Origin of the sequence: Nonomuraea sp. NPDC049649, assembly GCF_040675175.1 — a bacterium.
In the GTDB taxonomy this organism is placed as follows: domain Bacteria; phylum Actinomycetota; class Actinomycetes; order Streptosporangiales; family Streptosporangiaceae; genus Nonomuraea.
In genome coordinates this window covers 1-12,881 of record NZ_JBFAOH010000009.1, presented here as the reverse complement: position 1 = coordinate 12,881, position 12,881 = coordinate 1, and the positions used below count along the sequence as shown (strand labels likewise).

Below are 12,881 nucleotides of genomic sequence, written 5' to 3'. Positions count from 1 at the left end.
TCCGTCAGGAAAGCCACCTCGCGATGCGCGGACGCCGGGTCGTGTGGCAGCGGGGAAGGGGGTAGGGCAGTCTAGGTCCCGCCATGGAAACTGCACTCCCCATCGGGATCATCCTCGTCACCGGCCTGGTGCTCGCGATCGTCGCCCAGTGGCGTGACTGGCGGCCGCCGCTCTGGGCCGCCCTGGCCGCCGGGGTGGTCGTCCGCGTCGTCCTGATGTTCTTCGCCGCCGGCGACTCCCACCAGCCGGTCGACTTCGTCAACAGCTTCAAGCCGGCCGGCGAGGCCGTGCTCAACGGCCAGGACCCGGTCCTGGCCAGCAACGGCGGCTGGCACTTCCTGCCGACGATCCCCTACGTGTACGGCATCCTGCTCTGGCTGGGCATCCCCTGGGAGTGGACGGGCCGCATCGTCACCGTCGCGTCCGACATCGTGCTCATCCCGCTGGTGGCCAAGCTCGCCGGCGGGCCGAAGGCCTCGCTCCGCGCCTTCCAGTACGCGCTCAACCCGCTCGCCCTGATGGTCGCCTGCCTCCATGGCCAGGTCGAGCCGGTGGCGCTGGTGTTCGGCGTGGCCGCGTTCGTGGTGGCCCGCAGTCCCGCCACACCCGCCCGGATGGACGTGCGCGCCACGGTCGGCCAGGCGGTGGCCGAGCACGGCTGGTCCGGCCTGCCCCGGTGGGGGCTGCGCACGCTCGGGCAGTCGCTGCGGCCGGGCCCCGGCGACCGGGCCGAGCTCAGGCGGAGCGCCTGGGCGGGCGTGCTCATGGGGCTGGCGCTCTGCGCGAAGAGCTGGCCCATCTGGCTGGTCCCGGGCATGCTGCTGCTCCTGCCGCGGCTCCGGTACCGGATCACCGCCCTGTTCTGCACGGGCGCGGTGCCGGTCTTCTTCCTGGTGACGCTGCCGGTCTTCGCCGGCACCTCGATCCAGCAGATCCCCGAGGTCATCGACACCATCCGGGCCATCCGCCCGATCGTCGGCGAGTGGGGCTGGACCCCGCACTTCACCGGCGGCGACTGGGCGCTCCGCGACGACCTGGCGACCTTCGGCACCTACCTCATCTACGCCTGCGTGGTGGCGGCGATCTTCCTGTGGTGGCGGGCCGACCCGATCGACATGACGCTCGCCATCCTGCTGATCTTCATGGTGGTCACGCCCCGGCTGGGCGCGCAGTACCTCCTCTGGTTCATGCCGTTCCTGGTCGCCCGGCCCACCCGGTTCGCCTGGCCGGTGATCATCGGGGTGTCGGTCTGGGCGGGCTACGGCTACCTCTACATGACCCAGTACACCGACACCGCCTGGTGGCTCCTGCACCGCGACTGGTCGAGGGCGTCGATCGTGCTGCTGCCGGTCCTGCTGGCCGCGATGCCGTGGGGGCGCCGCACCCCGCCCGGCCCCGAACAGGCCGGGCCCGCCGCTCCGACGAGCCCGGCCCGCATGTCACCGGTGTAGCCGGCACCCTGCCCGGCCCGAGCCCGGCCCCGATGTCCCCGGTGTAGCCGGCACCCCGCCCGGCCCGAGTCCGGCCCGGATGTCACCGGTGTAGCCGGTCGTACAGGGTGAGCCACTGGTCGGGATGGACGTGGCCCACGACCGCGTCGCGGGCCACCCCGGCCGCTGCCAGGGCGGCGTCCACCCCGTCGTAGCGGGTCCTGAGCGAGGCGCGCACCGACCCGCCCAGACCGCTGAAGCCCAGCTCCACCAGCTCCCGCCAGCTCCGGCCGGAGCCCACCAGCGGCTCGGGCCTGCGCTCGATGCGCAGGATCGCCGAGTCGACCGACGGCACCGGCCGGAAGCACTCCCGGCCGATCCGGTCGCCCATCCGCCAGGAGAACCACGGCCACGACTCCACCGTGACCAGGCTCCACCGGCCGTAGCCGCCCGTCCGCTTGCGGGCGTACTCCAACTGGGTGACCAGCGTCGCCGAGGTGAGCGAGCGCGCCCGCAGGCACCAGCCCACGATCCGCGACGTCGCCGAGTACGGGATGTTGCCGGCCACCGCGAACGGCTCGCCGGGCGGCCGCGCGGCGGCGAAGTCGCCGCGTACCACCTCGATACGCGGGTCGTCGCGGAGCCGGGAGCGGAGCCGGCCCGCGAGCCGCGGGTCGATCTCGTAGCCGACCACCCGCGCGCCCGCCTCGGCGAGCGCCACGGTCAGCACGCCTTCGCCCGCCCCGGGCTCCAGCACCAGGCCCTCGGGAGCGGCGGCCTTGACCACCAGCTCCAGGGCATGCCTGTCGGCCAGGAAGTTCTGGGAGAGCACGCGTCTCGCCCTGTCTCTGGGCGTGCGGCCGCCCGAGATCCTGGCCTTCTTCTGCGTGTGTGAATGATTTCCGTGCGCGAAGTTCTGCGCCACAGCTGCCCTTCCGGGTCCTCGAGGTCGATGGGGATCTCGAAGGGCCCCGGGCGCGCCGCGGACGCGCTACATGAAGATGCCGTCCGCTAGCGGGCCAGAGGCCGGCTGCTGCGGATGCGGATCGCGTAGAAGTCGACACAAGACATGCGACCGACCGTACGCACGAGCGCTCACCTGCGGCAACCGAATAAATCCGCCGACCGTACGTACGAGCACTCACTTGCGGCAGCCACCGAATAAATCCGCCGTACGTACGAGCACTCACTCACCGATAAATCCGCCGTATGTACGAGCACTCCCCTGCGGCAACCACCGGATAAATCCGCTTTGATCTGGCTTTGATGTGGCGCCGGTAATGCTGGGGCCATGGACCGACCGGCCAGGGTGCTCGTCGTGGACGACGAGCCGAACATCCGCGCCCTGCTGTCGCAGACGCTGCGGCTGGTGTCGTTCGAGGTGCGCACGGCGGCGACCGGGACCGAGGCGGTCAGGGCGGCCACGGAGTTCGCCCCCGACATCGTCGTGCTGGACGTGATGCTGGACGACTTCGACGGGTTCGAGGTGGCCAGGCGGCTCGGCGAGCGGGTCCCCGTCCTGTTCCTCACCGCCCGCGACGCCGTCGAGGACCGGGTCCGGGGGCTCACGCTAGGCGCCGACGACTACGTGGCCAAGCCGTTCAGCCTGGAGGAGGTCGTGCTGCGCATCCGCGCGATCCTGCGCCGCAGCCGCGGCGACGCGCGCCCCGCCGAGGTGCTGCGCTACGCCGACCTGGAGATGGACGTGGACGCCCACCGGGTGTGCCGGGCCGGGGTGCCGGTCGAGCTGTCGCCCACCGAGTTCAACCTGCTGGAGTACCTGCTGACGAACGCCGGCCGGGTCGTCAGCAAGGCGCAGATCCTGGACAGCGTCTGGCGCTACGACTTCGACGGCGACTCCAGCATCGTCGAGTCGTACATCTACTACCTGCGCAAGAAGATCGACAGGTGGGAGCCGCAGCTCATCCACACCGTGCGGGGCTTCGGCTACACGCTCAGGACCCACCGGTGAGACCCGCCACCTGGACGCTCCGCCGCCGCCTGGTGGTGGCCGTCCTCGCCCTGACCGCGCTGGCGCTCGCGCTGGCCAACGTGTTCGGCATCGCGCTGCTGCGCGAGAACATGGTCCGCCGGGTCGACGCCCAGCTCACCTCGTTCGCCCGGGCCGGCGCCGAGCGGATCGCCGCCACCCGGCCGTTCCCCGTGGGCGAGGGCGGCATGCCCGACGTCCTGCGGCGCCGCGTCGCCTCCGTCATCCGCATCAACGTCTACTCCGCCGACGGACGCCTCCTCGGCACCCTGCCCGGCGGCGAGGAACCGGGCCCCGTCATCGGCGACCTCCGTTTCGGCGCGCCGTACACGGTGCCCGGCACCGACGGCTCGTCCTGGCGGATCCTCGCCGTCCCCCGCCCCGGCCACGACATCTGGGTGTTCGCCCAGTCGCTGGCCGAGGTCGAGCAGACCCAGACCTCCAACATCGCCATCGCCGCCTCCGTCAGCGCGCTCGTGCTGCTCCTGCTCGGGCTGACCGCCGACGCGGTGGTACGGCTCGGCCTGCGCCCGCTGACGAGGATGGAGCGCACCGCGGGGAAGATCGCCCGAGGCGACTTCGCCAGCCGGGTGCCCGCGCCCGACCCGCACACCGAGACCGGGCGGCTCGGCACCGCGATGAACGTCATGCTCGACCGGGTCGAGTCGGAGATCGCCGCCAGGACCGCCTCCGAGGAGCGCATGCGCCGCTTCCTCGCCGACGCCTCGCACGAGCTGCGCACCCCGCTCACCTCCGTGCGCGGCTTCGCCGAGCTGTACCGCAGGGGAGGACGCTGCACCGACGAGATGATGGGCCGCATCGAGGAGGAGGCCGACCGGATGGGCGTCCTGGTCAACGACCTGCTCACGCTCGCCCAGCTCGACGAGGAACGCCCGCTCGACCGTACGCCCGTCGACCTGCTGGAGGTGGCGGCGGACACGATCCGCGACGCCCGCGCCCGCGTCCCCGGCAGGCAGGTGCGGCTGGCCGGGCTCGACGGCCCCCTCACCCCGGTCACCGCGCCCGGCGACGAGGCCCGGCTCCGCCAGGTCGCCGCCAACCTGGTCGGCAACGCGCTCACGCACACCCCGCCCGGCGCCTCGATCACGGTACGCGTCGGCAGGCGCGACGGCCTGGCCGTGCTGGAGGTCGCCGACACCGGGCCCGGCATCGCGGCCGAACACGTGCCGCACCTGTTCGACCGGCTCTACCGGGTCGGCGCCGGCCGCACCAGAGGCGGCGCCGGGCTCGGCCTGGCCATCGTGGCCGCGATCGCCGGCGCCCACGGCGGCACCGTCGAGGTCGACACCGCGCCGGGAGAGGGCGCCACCTTCCGGGTTCTCCTACCCGCCTCCTAGCCCGCTCCCAGCTCGCTCCGATCAACGCCCGCCAGATTCGGGCCCATGAGACGAACACTCCTCGCCGCGGGCCTGCTCGCGCTGGTCCCGGCCTGCGGATCCGCCGCGCCGCCCGCCGGCGTCGCCTCCGTGGCGACCGCCCCCGCCGCCCCCGTCGGCTCAGTCTCGCCCGTCGCCTCCGCCGACCCGGAGGAGCAGGGCCGGAAGTTCGCCGCCTGCATGCGCGAGAACGGCGTCGACATGGAGGACCCGGGCGGCGACGGCGGCGTCCGCGTCTTCCGCAAGGGCTCCGGCGACATCAAGAAGGTCGAGGAGGCGATGGAGTCCTGCCGCCAGTACGCCCCCGTCAAGGACCGCGCCGAGATCAGCGAGGAGGACCGGGAGCGGATGCGCGCCTTCGCCAAGTGCATGCGCGAGAACGGCGTCGACATGCCCGACCCGGACCCCGACGGCGGCGGCGCCATGATCAGGAAAGTCCGCCCCGACAGCCCGCAATTCAAGAAGGCCCGCGAAGCCTGCGAAGACCTGCTGCCCGGAAACAGGAGGCGCCCATGACCCGCCGCCTGGCGTGGACCGGCGGCGCGGCCATGCTCGCCGCCGCCGTGACCGCGGCCGCCGTCGGCTTCGGCGGCGACGGCACCGGCGACGCCGCGGCGGTGCGCACCCCGCCCGCCACCGCCCAGGTCACCAGGACCACGCTCACCGAGACCAAGACCGTGGACGGCACCCTCGGCCACGGCGACCCCACCACCGTGACCGCCAAGACCCCGGGCACCATCACCTGGCTCCCCCGCGAGGGCGCCGTCATCACCCGCGGCAAGGCCGTCTACAGCGTCGACGCCGACCGCCGCGTCCTGCTGTACGGGACGACGCCGCTCTACCGCACCCTCCAGGACGGCGCCGAGGGCAAGGACGTCGCGCTGCTCGAACGCAACCTGGCCAAGCTCGGCTACGACGGCTTCGACGTGGACGACACCTACACCTGGGCCACCCGCCGGGCCGTCGAACGCTGGCAGGAAGACCTCGGCCTCCCGGTCACCGGCAAGGTCGAGCCCGGCGACGTGGTGATCGCCCCCGGCCGCGTCCGGGTCGCCGAACTCAAAACCACACCCGGCGCCGCCGCGTCCGGCCCGGTGCTCACCGTGACCGGCACCGCCCGCCGCGTCCTCGTCGACCTGGACGCCGCCGACGGCCACCTGGTCCGCAAGGGCCTGAAAGCCACCGTCGAACTCCCCGACGGCACCCGGGCCGACGGGAAGGTGAGCAGGGTCGGCCGGGTCGCCCGCCAGACCGGCGGAGAGAACGGCGGCACCAGCACCACGATCGAGGTCGAGGTGGCGGTGCCCGGCCTGAAGAAGACCTTCGACGCCGCCCCCGTCCAGGTCACCTTCGTCTCCGCCCGCCGCGAGGACGTGCTCGCCGTGCCCGTCGGCGCCCTGCTCGCCCTGGCCGAGGGCGGCCACGGCGTCCAGGTCGTCGAAGGCGGCACCACCCGGTACGCCGCCGTGAAGACCGGCATGTTCGCCGACGGCCAGGTCGAGATCACCGGCCTCCCCGAAGGCACCACCGTGGCGGTGCCGAAGTGATCGCCGAACTCGAAGACGTCAGCAAGTCGTACGGCGACGTCACCGCGCTGCGCGGCGTCACCCTCGGCATCCGGCACGGCGAACTGGCCGGCATCGTCGGGCCCTCCGGCTCCGGCAAGTCGACCATGCTCCACCTGATCGGCACCCTGGACCGGCCGTCCAGCGGCACCGTGCGCGTCGCGGGACACGACGTGCGCGCGCTCTCCGACCGCCGGCTCTCGGCGCTGCGCGCACAGGTCATCGGCTTCGTCTTCCAGCAGTTCCACCTGGCCGCCGGGGTGTCCGCGCTGGACAACGTGGCCGACGGCCTGCTGTACGCGGGACCGCCGCTGCGTGAGCGGCGCGAACGGGCCGCCGAGGCGCTGGCCCGGGTCGGCCTCGGCCACCGGCTCGGCCACCGCCCGCACGAACTGTCCGGCGGCGAACGGCAGCGGGTGGCCATCGCCCGCGCCGTCGTCGGCGACCCGCTGCTCCTGCTGGCCGACGAACCCACCGGCAACCTCGACTCCGTCTCCGGCGCCGGCGTCATGGAACTGCTGCGCGAGCTCAACGCCGCCGGCACCGCCGTCGTCGTCATCACCCACGACCGCGAACTCGCCGCCGGGCTGCCCCGCCGGGTGGAGATGCTCGACGGCCGCGTCGTCGAGGGGGCGCGGCTGTGACACCCCAGGCAACCGTGCTCGCGCCCGCCCGCCTGCGCCCCCGCGACGTCCTCCGCACCGGCGGCGCCGGACTGCGCGCCAGGCCGCTGCGGGTGTTCCTGTCGGCGCTCGGCATCGCCATCGGCATCGCCGCCATGCTCGGCGTCGTCGGCATCTCCGCCTCCAGCCAGGAGGACCTGAACCGGCAGCTGTCCGCGCTCGGCACCAACCTGCTCACCGTCGCCCCCGGCCAGACCCTGTTCGGCGACACCGCGCACCTGCCGGCCGAGGCCGAGGACATGATCGGCCAGATCGCCCCGGTGACCTCCGTCACCGCCACCGGGACCACCTCCGCCCGCGTCTACCGCAACCGGCACATCCCCGCGGGCGAGACCGGCGGCATCCGCGTCGCCGCCGCCCGGCTCGGCCTGCCCGCCGGCGTCGGCGCCAGCCTGGCGAGCGGCACCTGGCTGAACGCCGCCACCCACCGCTACCCGGCCACCGTCCTCGGCGCCAAGGCCGCCGACCGGCTCGGCGTCGTCCACGCGGGCCCCGGCCAGCGGGTCTGGCTCGGCGGGCAGTGGTTCACCGTGGTCGGCGTGCTCGCCCCCGTGCCGCTCGCGCCCGAACTGGACACCACCGCCCTGGTCGGCTGGCCGGTCGCGGAGGAACGGCTCGGCTTCGACGGCTACCCCACCACCGTCTACACACGGGCCCACGAGGAGCACGTCACCGCCGTACGCGACGTGCTCGCCGCCACCGCCAACCCGCAGGCTCCGAACGAGGTCGAGGTGTCCAGGCCGTCCGACGTGCTGGCCGCCAAACAGGCCACCGACGCCACGCTCAACGCCCTCCTGCTCGGCCTCGGCGGCGTCGCCCTGGTCGTCGGCGGGGTCGGCGTCGCCAACACCATGGTGATCTCCGTGCTGGAACGCCGCGCCGAGATCGGGCTGCGCCGCTCGCTCGGCGCGACCAGGGGGCAGATCAGGCTGCAGTTCCTCGCCGAGTCGCTGCTGCTGTCGGCCATCGGCGGCGTGGGCGGGGTGGCGCTCGGCATCGCCGTCACCGCCGCCTACGCGGGCTTCCAAGGCTGGCCGGCGATCGTGCCGGTGTGGGCGACGGCTGGCGGCCTGGCCGCCACCCTCGTCATCGGCGGTATCGCGGGCTTCTACCCGGCCGTGCGGGCCTCCCGCATGTCCCCGACCGAGGCCCTCGCCACCCCGTGACATCCGATTCGTACGAGTTCGTACGCCCTTTGTGTGCGTTCGTACGCCCGATTCGTACAAGAGCTGGGGTTCGTGCGCGTTCGTACGTCCGATTCGTACAAGAACCGGGCCGCGAGGCGCGGGTAGCGTCCCGCACATGGACACACTCCGACGTGCGGAGCGCTACCTGCTGAGCCACGCCAGACTGCTGGACCGGCTCCGCTTCGCGGCCCTGTTCGCCGGCGGCTCCCGCGAGCGCGTCCTCGACGCGCTGCGCTGCTACCAGAACCCGGACGGCGGCTTCGGTCACGCCCTCGAACCCGACCTGCGCGGCGCCGCCAGCCAGCCCGAACCGGTCGAGGTCGCCTTCTGGATCCTGGACGAACTGGACGCCTTCGGCGACCCCATGGTCCACGCCGCCTGCGACTACCTGGCGTCCATCACCACGCCCGACGGCGGCGTCCCCTTCTGCCTGCCGAGCGTGCGCGAGACCCCGCGGGCGCCCTGGTGGGAGACGCCCGACGACCCGCCCGGCAACCTCATCCCCACCGCCTCCATCGCCGGCCTCCTGCACGCGCACGGCGTCGACCACCCGTGGCGCGGCCCGGCCACCGACTTCTGCTGGCGGACCATCGCCGCCGTCGAGAAGACGACCCCGTACGAGGCCCGCGCCATCGTCACCTTCCTCAGCCTCGTGGACGACAGGGAACGGGCGGAGGCGGAGTTCCACCGGCTCAAGGACGCCATCCTCGCCACCGTCACCCTCGACCCCGCCGCCACCGGCGAGGCTCACTTCCCTCTGGACTTCGCCCCCGCCCCGCTGCGGCTGCCCCTGTTCCCGCCCGACGTGCTCGCCCGCCACCTGGACGCGCTGGCCGCCTCCCAGTCGGAGGAAGGCGGCTGGAACGGCAACTGGCCGATGTGGACACCCCTGGTCGAACACGAATGGGGCGGCTTCATCACGGTCGAACGCCTCAAAACCCTGCGCTCGTACGACCGCCTCCCCACCTGAGAACCACGCCCACTTTCCCGCCCAGAGGTTCCCCGGCCTGACAGTGAGGATCACATCCTCGCGGGGAGTTCCCGCCGGTCTTGAGAGTGGCGGCCACTTCCTCGCCGGGACCTTCCCCGTCCTTAACAGTGAGGACCACTTTCTCGCGGGAACAGTGAGTACCACTTTCTCGCGGGTCTCCCCCCTTCTGAGAGCGAGTTTCCGAGGGGTTCTGGTGGCAGGGCTGCACCCCGAGGGGTTCTGTCGGTGGGGCGGCATAACGTGGAGGTATGTACGTCGAGTGGCCGCCGGAGCCCGCACTCGCCGGGCGGATCGCCTGCCTGTGGCGGCGGGTGAGCGAGGACGCCGGGCACCAGCTCGTCGTCCCCGACGGATGCGTCGACCTCATCTGGGGCCCGTCCGGCCCGTTCGTGGCAGGCCCCGACACCGGCCCAGCTCCCACCCGGCTGGCCCCTGGCGACACCTTCACCGGCATCCGCTTCAAGCCGGGAGCCGCCGGCGAGGTGTTCGGCGTCCCCCTGTCCGAGCTGCGCGACCAGCGCGTCCCGCTGACCGCCCTCGACGCGTTCCCGCCGCTGGACGACGCCCCCGACCCTCTGCCCGCCATGCAAGCCGCACTCCACGACCGCCTGCGCCGTACCCCGCCGCCCGACCCGGCAGCCCCGGCCGCCGCCGCCGCGCTCCTGCGGGGCCGCAGGGTCCAGGAGGTCGCGCGCGAGCTGGGGCTGAGCGAGCGCCAGCTCCACCGCAGATGCGTCGCCGGTTTCGGGTACGGTCCCAAGACCTTGCAGCGCGTGGTCCGGTTCCAGCGCGCCCTGCGCCTGGCCCGTTCCGGGGTCCGGCCCGCCGAGGTGGCGGCCGTCGCCGGCTATGCCGACCAGGCTCACCTGGCCCGCGACGTCAAGCGCCTGAGCGGGGTGACGCTGAGCCGGCTCCTGGGATGACCGGCGGTTCGTTGGAGATCAGCGCCCCCGCCCACGCCGCCGCCGGGTCGCTGTCGATGAGCAGCGCCTTGGCCAGCAGGCTCAGCGGGATGGCCAGGATCGCCCCCAGCGGCCCGAGCACGAACGTCCAGATGATGAGCGACAGGAACGTCATCGTCGTCGACAGCCCCACCGCGTCGCCGAGGAACTTCGGCAGGATGAGCGACTGGATCACCACGTTGATCGCCACGTAGGCCACGACGACCAGCAGCAGGGCGTTCACCCCGCCGTCGAGCAGCGCCAGGGTCGCGGGCGGGAGCAGGGCGATGACGAAGCCGATGTTGGGGATGTAGTTCGCGATCAGGGCGAGCACTCCCCACAGCAGCGGCAGCGGCACCCCGATGAGGTAGAGCGCGATCACGTCCAGGACGGCGTTGATCAGCCCGAACACGGTCGAGACGACCAGGTAGCGGCGCGTCTTGCTGGCGAACCGGCTCAGCGCCTCCACCAGCGCGACCTTCCGGCCCTCCCCGGAATCGAGGATCCGGGACGTGATGGGCGCGTCCAGGCACATCGCCAGGAGCAGGACCACGATGAGGAACAGCGCGGAGAAGACGCCGATCACCCCGCCGAGCAGGCTCTGCGCGATCCCGATGATCCGCTCCGCGTCGAAGCTGCCGATGGCCCGGTCGAGCTGCTCGCCGCTGACGCCCAGGCCGGTGGCGAACGCTCGCGCCTCGGCGACCAACTCCTGGAACTGGGCGGCGTACGCGGGCGTGAGCAGGCTGAGCTGCACCGCCGCCAGCGTCAGCACGGCGAACAAGCTGAGCAGGACGAGCAGCAGGATGACGAACGGCACCGCGACCTGCAGCCATCGGGGCGCGCCCTGCCCGGCCAGCCACCCGCGCACCGGGGACACGGCGATGACCAGCACCAGTGCCAGCACGAACGGCCCGGCTACGGACGACACCTCGCGCAGGCCGTACAGCACGATCAGCGCCCCGGCGATGCCGACCAGGACGATGAGCGCTCTCGGCACGGATGGCTGGTGCACGGACGGTACGTACCCCTGTGCTCACAGCGACATCGCCTGGGTGGGCCGATTTGACGAGCGGGGGAGGCGTTCGTAGCATTCACTGCTCGTGGGCTGGTCTCGTACCGGCTCCGCCTCTCCTCTCCGTTCTTGATCAGTGTCTGGTTGGACACTGGCTGAAGTTCGGAGTAAGGTAGAGGGGTTGCCTCGGAAGCGGGGCGGTTGCCGATTCCAGCGGCTTGGCGGGGTTAGCGTCAATTTGACACAAACTCGGGCCGCGGGGAAGATTGGTAACACAAAGACGAAATGAGCGCCTTCCGGCGCGGGCAGTGTCCTACTGTCCGAGCGGGATGTACGCGTCCGTTTCTTGAGAACTCAACAGTGTGTTAAAAGCCAGTGCATGATGCACAACCCCGTCATGTATGTGACGGATTCTTATGGTTGGGATTCAACAGATCCTTTTATGGAGAGTTTGATCCTGGCTCAGGACGAACGCTGGCGGCGTGCTTAACACATGCAAGTCGAGCGGAAAGGCCCTTCGGGGTACTCGAGCGGCGAACGGGTGAGTAACACGTGAGTAACCTGCCCCTGACTCTGGGATAAGCCTGGGAAACCGGGTCTAATACCGGATACGACCACCGGCCGCATGGCCTGGTGGTGGAAAGATTCATCGGTTGGGGATGGGCTCGCGGCCTATCAGCTTGTTGGTGGGGTAGTGGCCTACCAAGGCGACGACGGGTAGCCGGCCTGAGAGGGCGACCGGCCACACTGGGACTGAGACACGGCCCAGACTCCTACGGGAGGCAGCAGTGGGGAATCTTGCGCAATGGGCGAAAGCCTGACGCAGCGACGCCGCGTGGGGGATGACGGCCTTCGGGTTGTAAACCTCTTTCAGCAGGGACGAAGTTGACGTGTACCTGCAGAAGAAGCGCCGGCTAACTACGTGCCAGCAGCCGCGGTAATACGTAGGGCGCAAGCGTTGTCCGGAATCATTGGGCGTAAAGAGCTCGTAGGTGGCCGGTCGCGTCTGCCGTGAAAGCCCGCAGCTTAACTGCGGGTCTGCGGTGGATACGGGCCGGCTAGAGGTAGGCAGGGGCAAGTGGAATTCCTGGTGTAGCGGTGAAATGCGCAGATATCAGGAGGAACACCGGTGGCGAAGGCGGCTTGCTGGGCCTTACCTGACGCTGAGGAGCGAAAGCGTGGGGAGCGAACAGGATTAGATACCCTGGTAGTCCACGCCGTAAACGTTGGGCGCTAGGTGTGGGATCCTTCCACGGGTTCCGTGCCGGAGCTAACGCATTAAGCGCCCCGCCTGGGGAGTACGGCCGCAAGGCTAAAACTCAAAGGAATTGACGGGGGCCCGCACAAGCGGCGGAGCATGTTGCTTAATTCGACGCAACGCGAAGAACCTTACCAAGGTTTGACATCACCCGGACAGCCGCAGAGATGTGGTGTTCTTCGGACTGGGTGACAGGTGGTGCATGGCTGTCGTCAGCTCGTGTCGTGAGATGTTGGGTTAAGTCCCGCAACGAGCGCAACCCTTGTTCCATGTTGCCAGCACGCTCCTTCGGGGGTGGTGGGGACTCATGGGAGACTGCCGGGGTCAACTCGGAGGAAGGTGGGGATGACGTCAAGTCATCATGCCCCTTATGTCTTGGGCTGCAAACATGCTACAATGGCCGGTACAGAGGGCTGCTAAACCG

11 protein-coding genes and 1 rRNA gene are annotated in these 12,881 nt (G+C 71.2%); 10 read left to right on the top strand and 2 right to left on the bottom strand.

Annotated features, from left to right (window positions below; genetic code table 11):
- The first annotated feature begins 83 nt into the window (after nucleotides 1–83).
- Nucleotides 84–1,451 carry a hypothetical protein gene (locus AB0J42_RS14385; protein ID WP_364293388.1) on the top strand — a complete coding sequence of 456 codons (1,368 nt, stop codon included), beginning with the start codon at nucleotides 84–86 and terminating at the stop codon, nucleotides 1,449–1,451.
- A gap of 82 nt (nucleotides 1,452–1,533) precedes the next feature.
- Here AB0J42_RS14385 and erm read toward each other — a convergent pair whose 3' ends face one another.
- Nucleotides 1,534–2,355: an ErmE/ErmH/ErmO/ErmR family 23S rRNA (adenine(2058)-N(6))-methyltransferase gene (gene erm / locus AB0J42_RS14380; RefSeq protein ID WP_364293385.1), complete on the bottom strand. Its 822-nt coding sequence runs from the start codon at nucleotides 2,353–2,355 to the stop codon at nucleotides 1,534–1,536.
- A 366-nt stretch (nucleotides 2,356–2,721) separates the two neighbouring features.
- Here erm and AB0J42_RS14375 point away from each other — a divergent pair, with 366 nt between their 5' ends.
- The 8 genes from AB0J42_RS14375 (at nucleotide 2,722) to AB0J42_RS14340 (ending at nucleotide 10,166) form a co-directional block, all read left to right on the top strand.
- Nucleotides 2,722–3,402 carry a response regulator transcription factor gene (locus tag AB0J42_RS14375; protein ID WP_364293382.1) on the top strand — a complete coding sequence of 227 codons (681 nt, stop codon included), beginning with the start codon at nucleotides 2,722–2,724 and terminating at the stop codon, nucleotides 3,400–3,402.
- Nucleotides 3,399–4,778: a HAMP domain-containing sensor histidine kinase gene (locus AB0J42_RS14370; RefSeq protein ID WP_364293379.1), complete on the top strand. Its 1,380-nt coding sequence runs from the start codon at nucleotides 3,399–3,401 to the stop codon at nucleotides 4,776–4,778. Before AB0J42_RS14375 ends, AB0J42_RS14370 begins: the two co-directional genes overlap by 4 nt.
- Nucleotides 4,779–4,823: 45 nt before the next feature.
- Entirely contained in the window at nucleotides 4,824–5,333 is a 510-nt protein-coding gene (locus AB0J42_RS14365) for a hypothetical protein (RefSeq protein ID WP_364293376.1), read from the top strand.
- Nucleotides 5,330–6,364: a peptidoglycan-binding protein gene (locus tag AB0J42_RS14360; protein WP_364293373.1), complete on the top strand. Its 1,035-nt coding sequence runs from the start codon at nucleotides 5,330–5,332 to the stop codon at nucleotides 6,362–6,364. Before AB0J42_RS14365 ends, AB0J42_RS14360 begins: the two co-directional genes overlap by 4 nt.
- The gene (locus AB0J42_RS14355; protein ID WP_364294033.1) at nucleotides 6,364–7,026 is read left to right on the top strand and encodes an ABC transporter ATP-binding protein; all 663 of its coding nucleotides are present in this window, start codon (nucleotides 6,364–6,366) and stop codon (nucleotides 7,024–7,026) included. Before AB0J42_RS14360 ends, AB0J42_RS14355 begins: the two co-directional genes overlap by 1 nt.
- Nucleotides 7,023–8,231, top strand: coding sequence for an ABC transporter permease (locus tag AB0J42_RS14350; protein WP_364293370.1), 1,209 nt, complete (start codon nucleotides 7,023–7,025; stop codon nucleotides 8,229–8,231). Before AB0J42_RS14355 ends, AB0J42_RS14350 begins: the two co-directional genes overlap by 4 nt.
- A 136-nt stretch (nucleotides 8,232–8,367) precedes the next feature.
- Nucleotides 8,368–9,222, top strand: coding sequence for a prenyltransferase/squalene oxidase repeat-containing protein (locus AB0J42_RS14345; RefSeq protein WP_364293367.1), 855 nt, complete (start codon nucleotides 8,368–8,370; stop codon nucleotides 9,220–9,222).
- A 269-nt stretch (nucleotides 9,223–9,491) separates the two neighbouring features.
- Nucleotides 9,492–10,166, top strand: coding sequence for a helix-turn-helix transcriptional regulator (locus AB0J42_RS14340; RefSeq protein ID WP_364293364.1), 675 nt, complete (start codon nucleotides 9,492–9,494; stop codon nucleotides 10,164–10,166).
- Here the strand turns inward: AB0J42_RS14340 and AB0J42_RS14335 are convergent.
- On the bottom strand, nucleotides 10,123–11,184 hold the full coding sequence (locus AB0J42_RS14335; RefSeq protein WP_364293361.1) for an AI-2E family transporter: 1,062 nt from the start codon (nucleotides 11,182–11,184) through the stop codon (nucleotides 10,123–10,125). The genes AB0J42_RS14340 and AB0J42_RS14335 overlap by 44 nt on opposite strands.
- Before the next feature lie 454 nt (nucleotides 11,185–11,638).
- On the opposite strand from AB0J42_RS14335, the gene AB0J42_RS14330 reads away from it, so the two are divergent.
- A 16S ribosomal RNA gene (locus AB0J42_RS14330) occupies nucleotides 11,639–12,881 on the top strand; the annotation flags it as partial.

Bases quoted from the DNA above. Each gene is read 5' to 3' on its own strand.
- AB0J42_RS14385 (WP_364293388.1), top strand. From the start codon at position 84: ATGGAAACTGCACTCCCCATCGGGATCATCCTCGTCACCGGCCTGGTG.
- AB0J42_RS14375 (WP_364293382.1), top strand. From the start codon at position 2,722: ATGGACCGACCGGCCAGGGTGCTCGTCGTGGACGACGAGCCGAACATC.
- AB0J42_RS14365 (WP_364293376.1), top strand. From the start codon at position 4,824: ATGAGACGAACACTCCTCGCCGCGGGCCTGCTCGCGCTGGTCCCGGCC.
- AB0J42_RS14360 (WP_364293373.1), top strand. From the start codon at position 5,330: ATGACCCGCCGCCTGGCGTGGACCGGCGGCGCGGCCATGCTCGCCGCC.
- AB0J42_RS14345 (WP_364293367.1), top strand. From the start codon at position 8,368: ATGGACACACTCCGACGTGCGGAGCGCTACCTGCTGAGCCACGCCAGA.
- AB0J42_RS14340 (WP_364293364.1), top strand. From the start codon at position 9,492: ATGTACGTCGAGTGGCCGCCGGAGCCCGCACTCGCCGGGCGGATCGCC.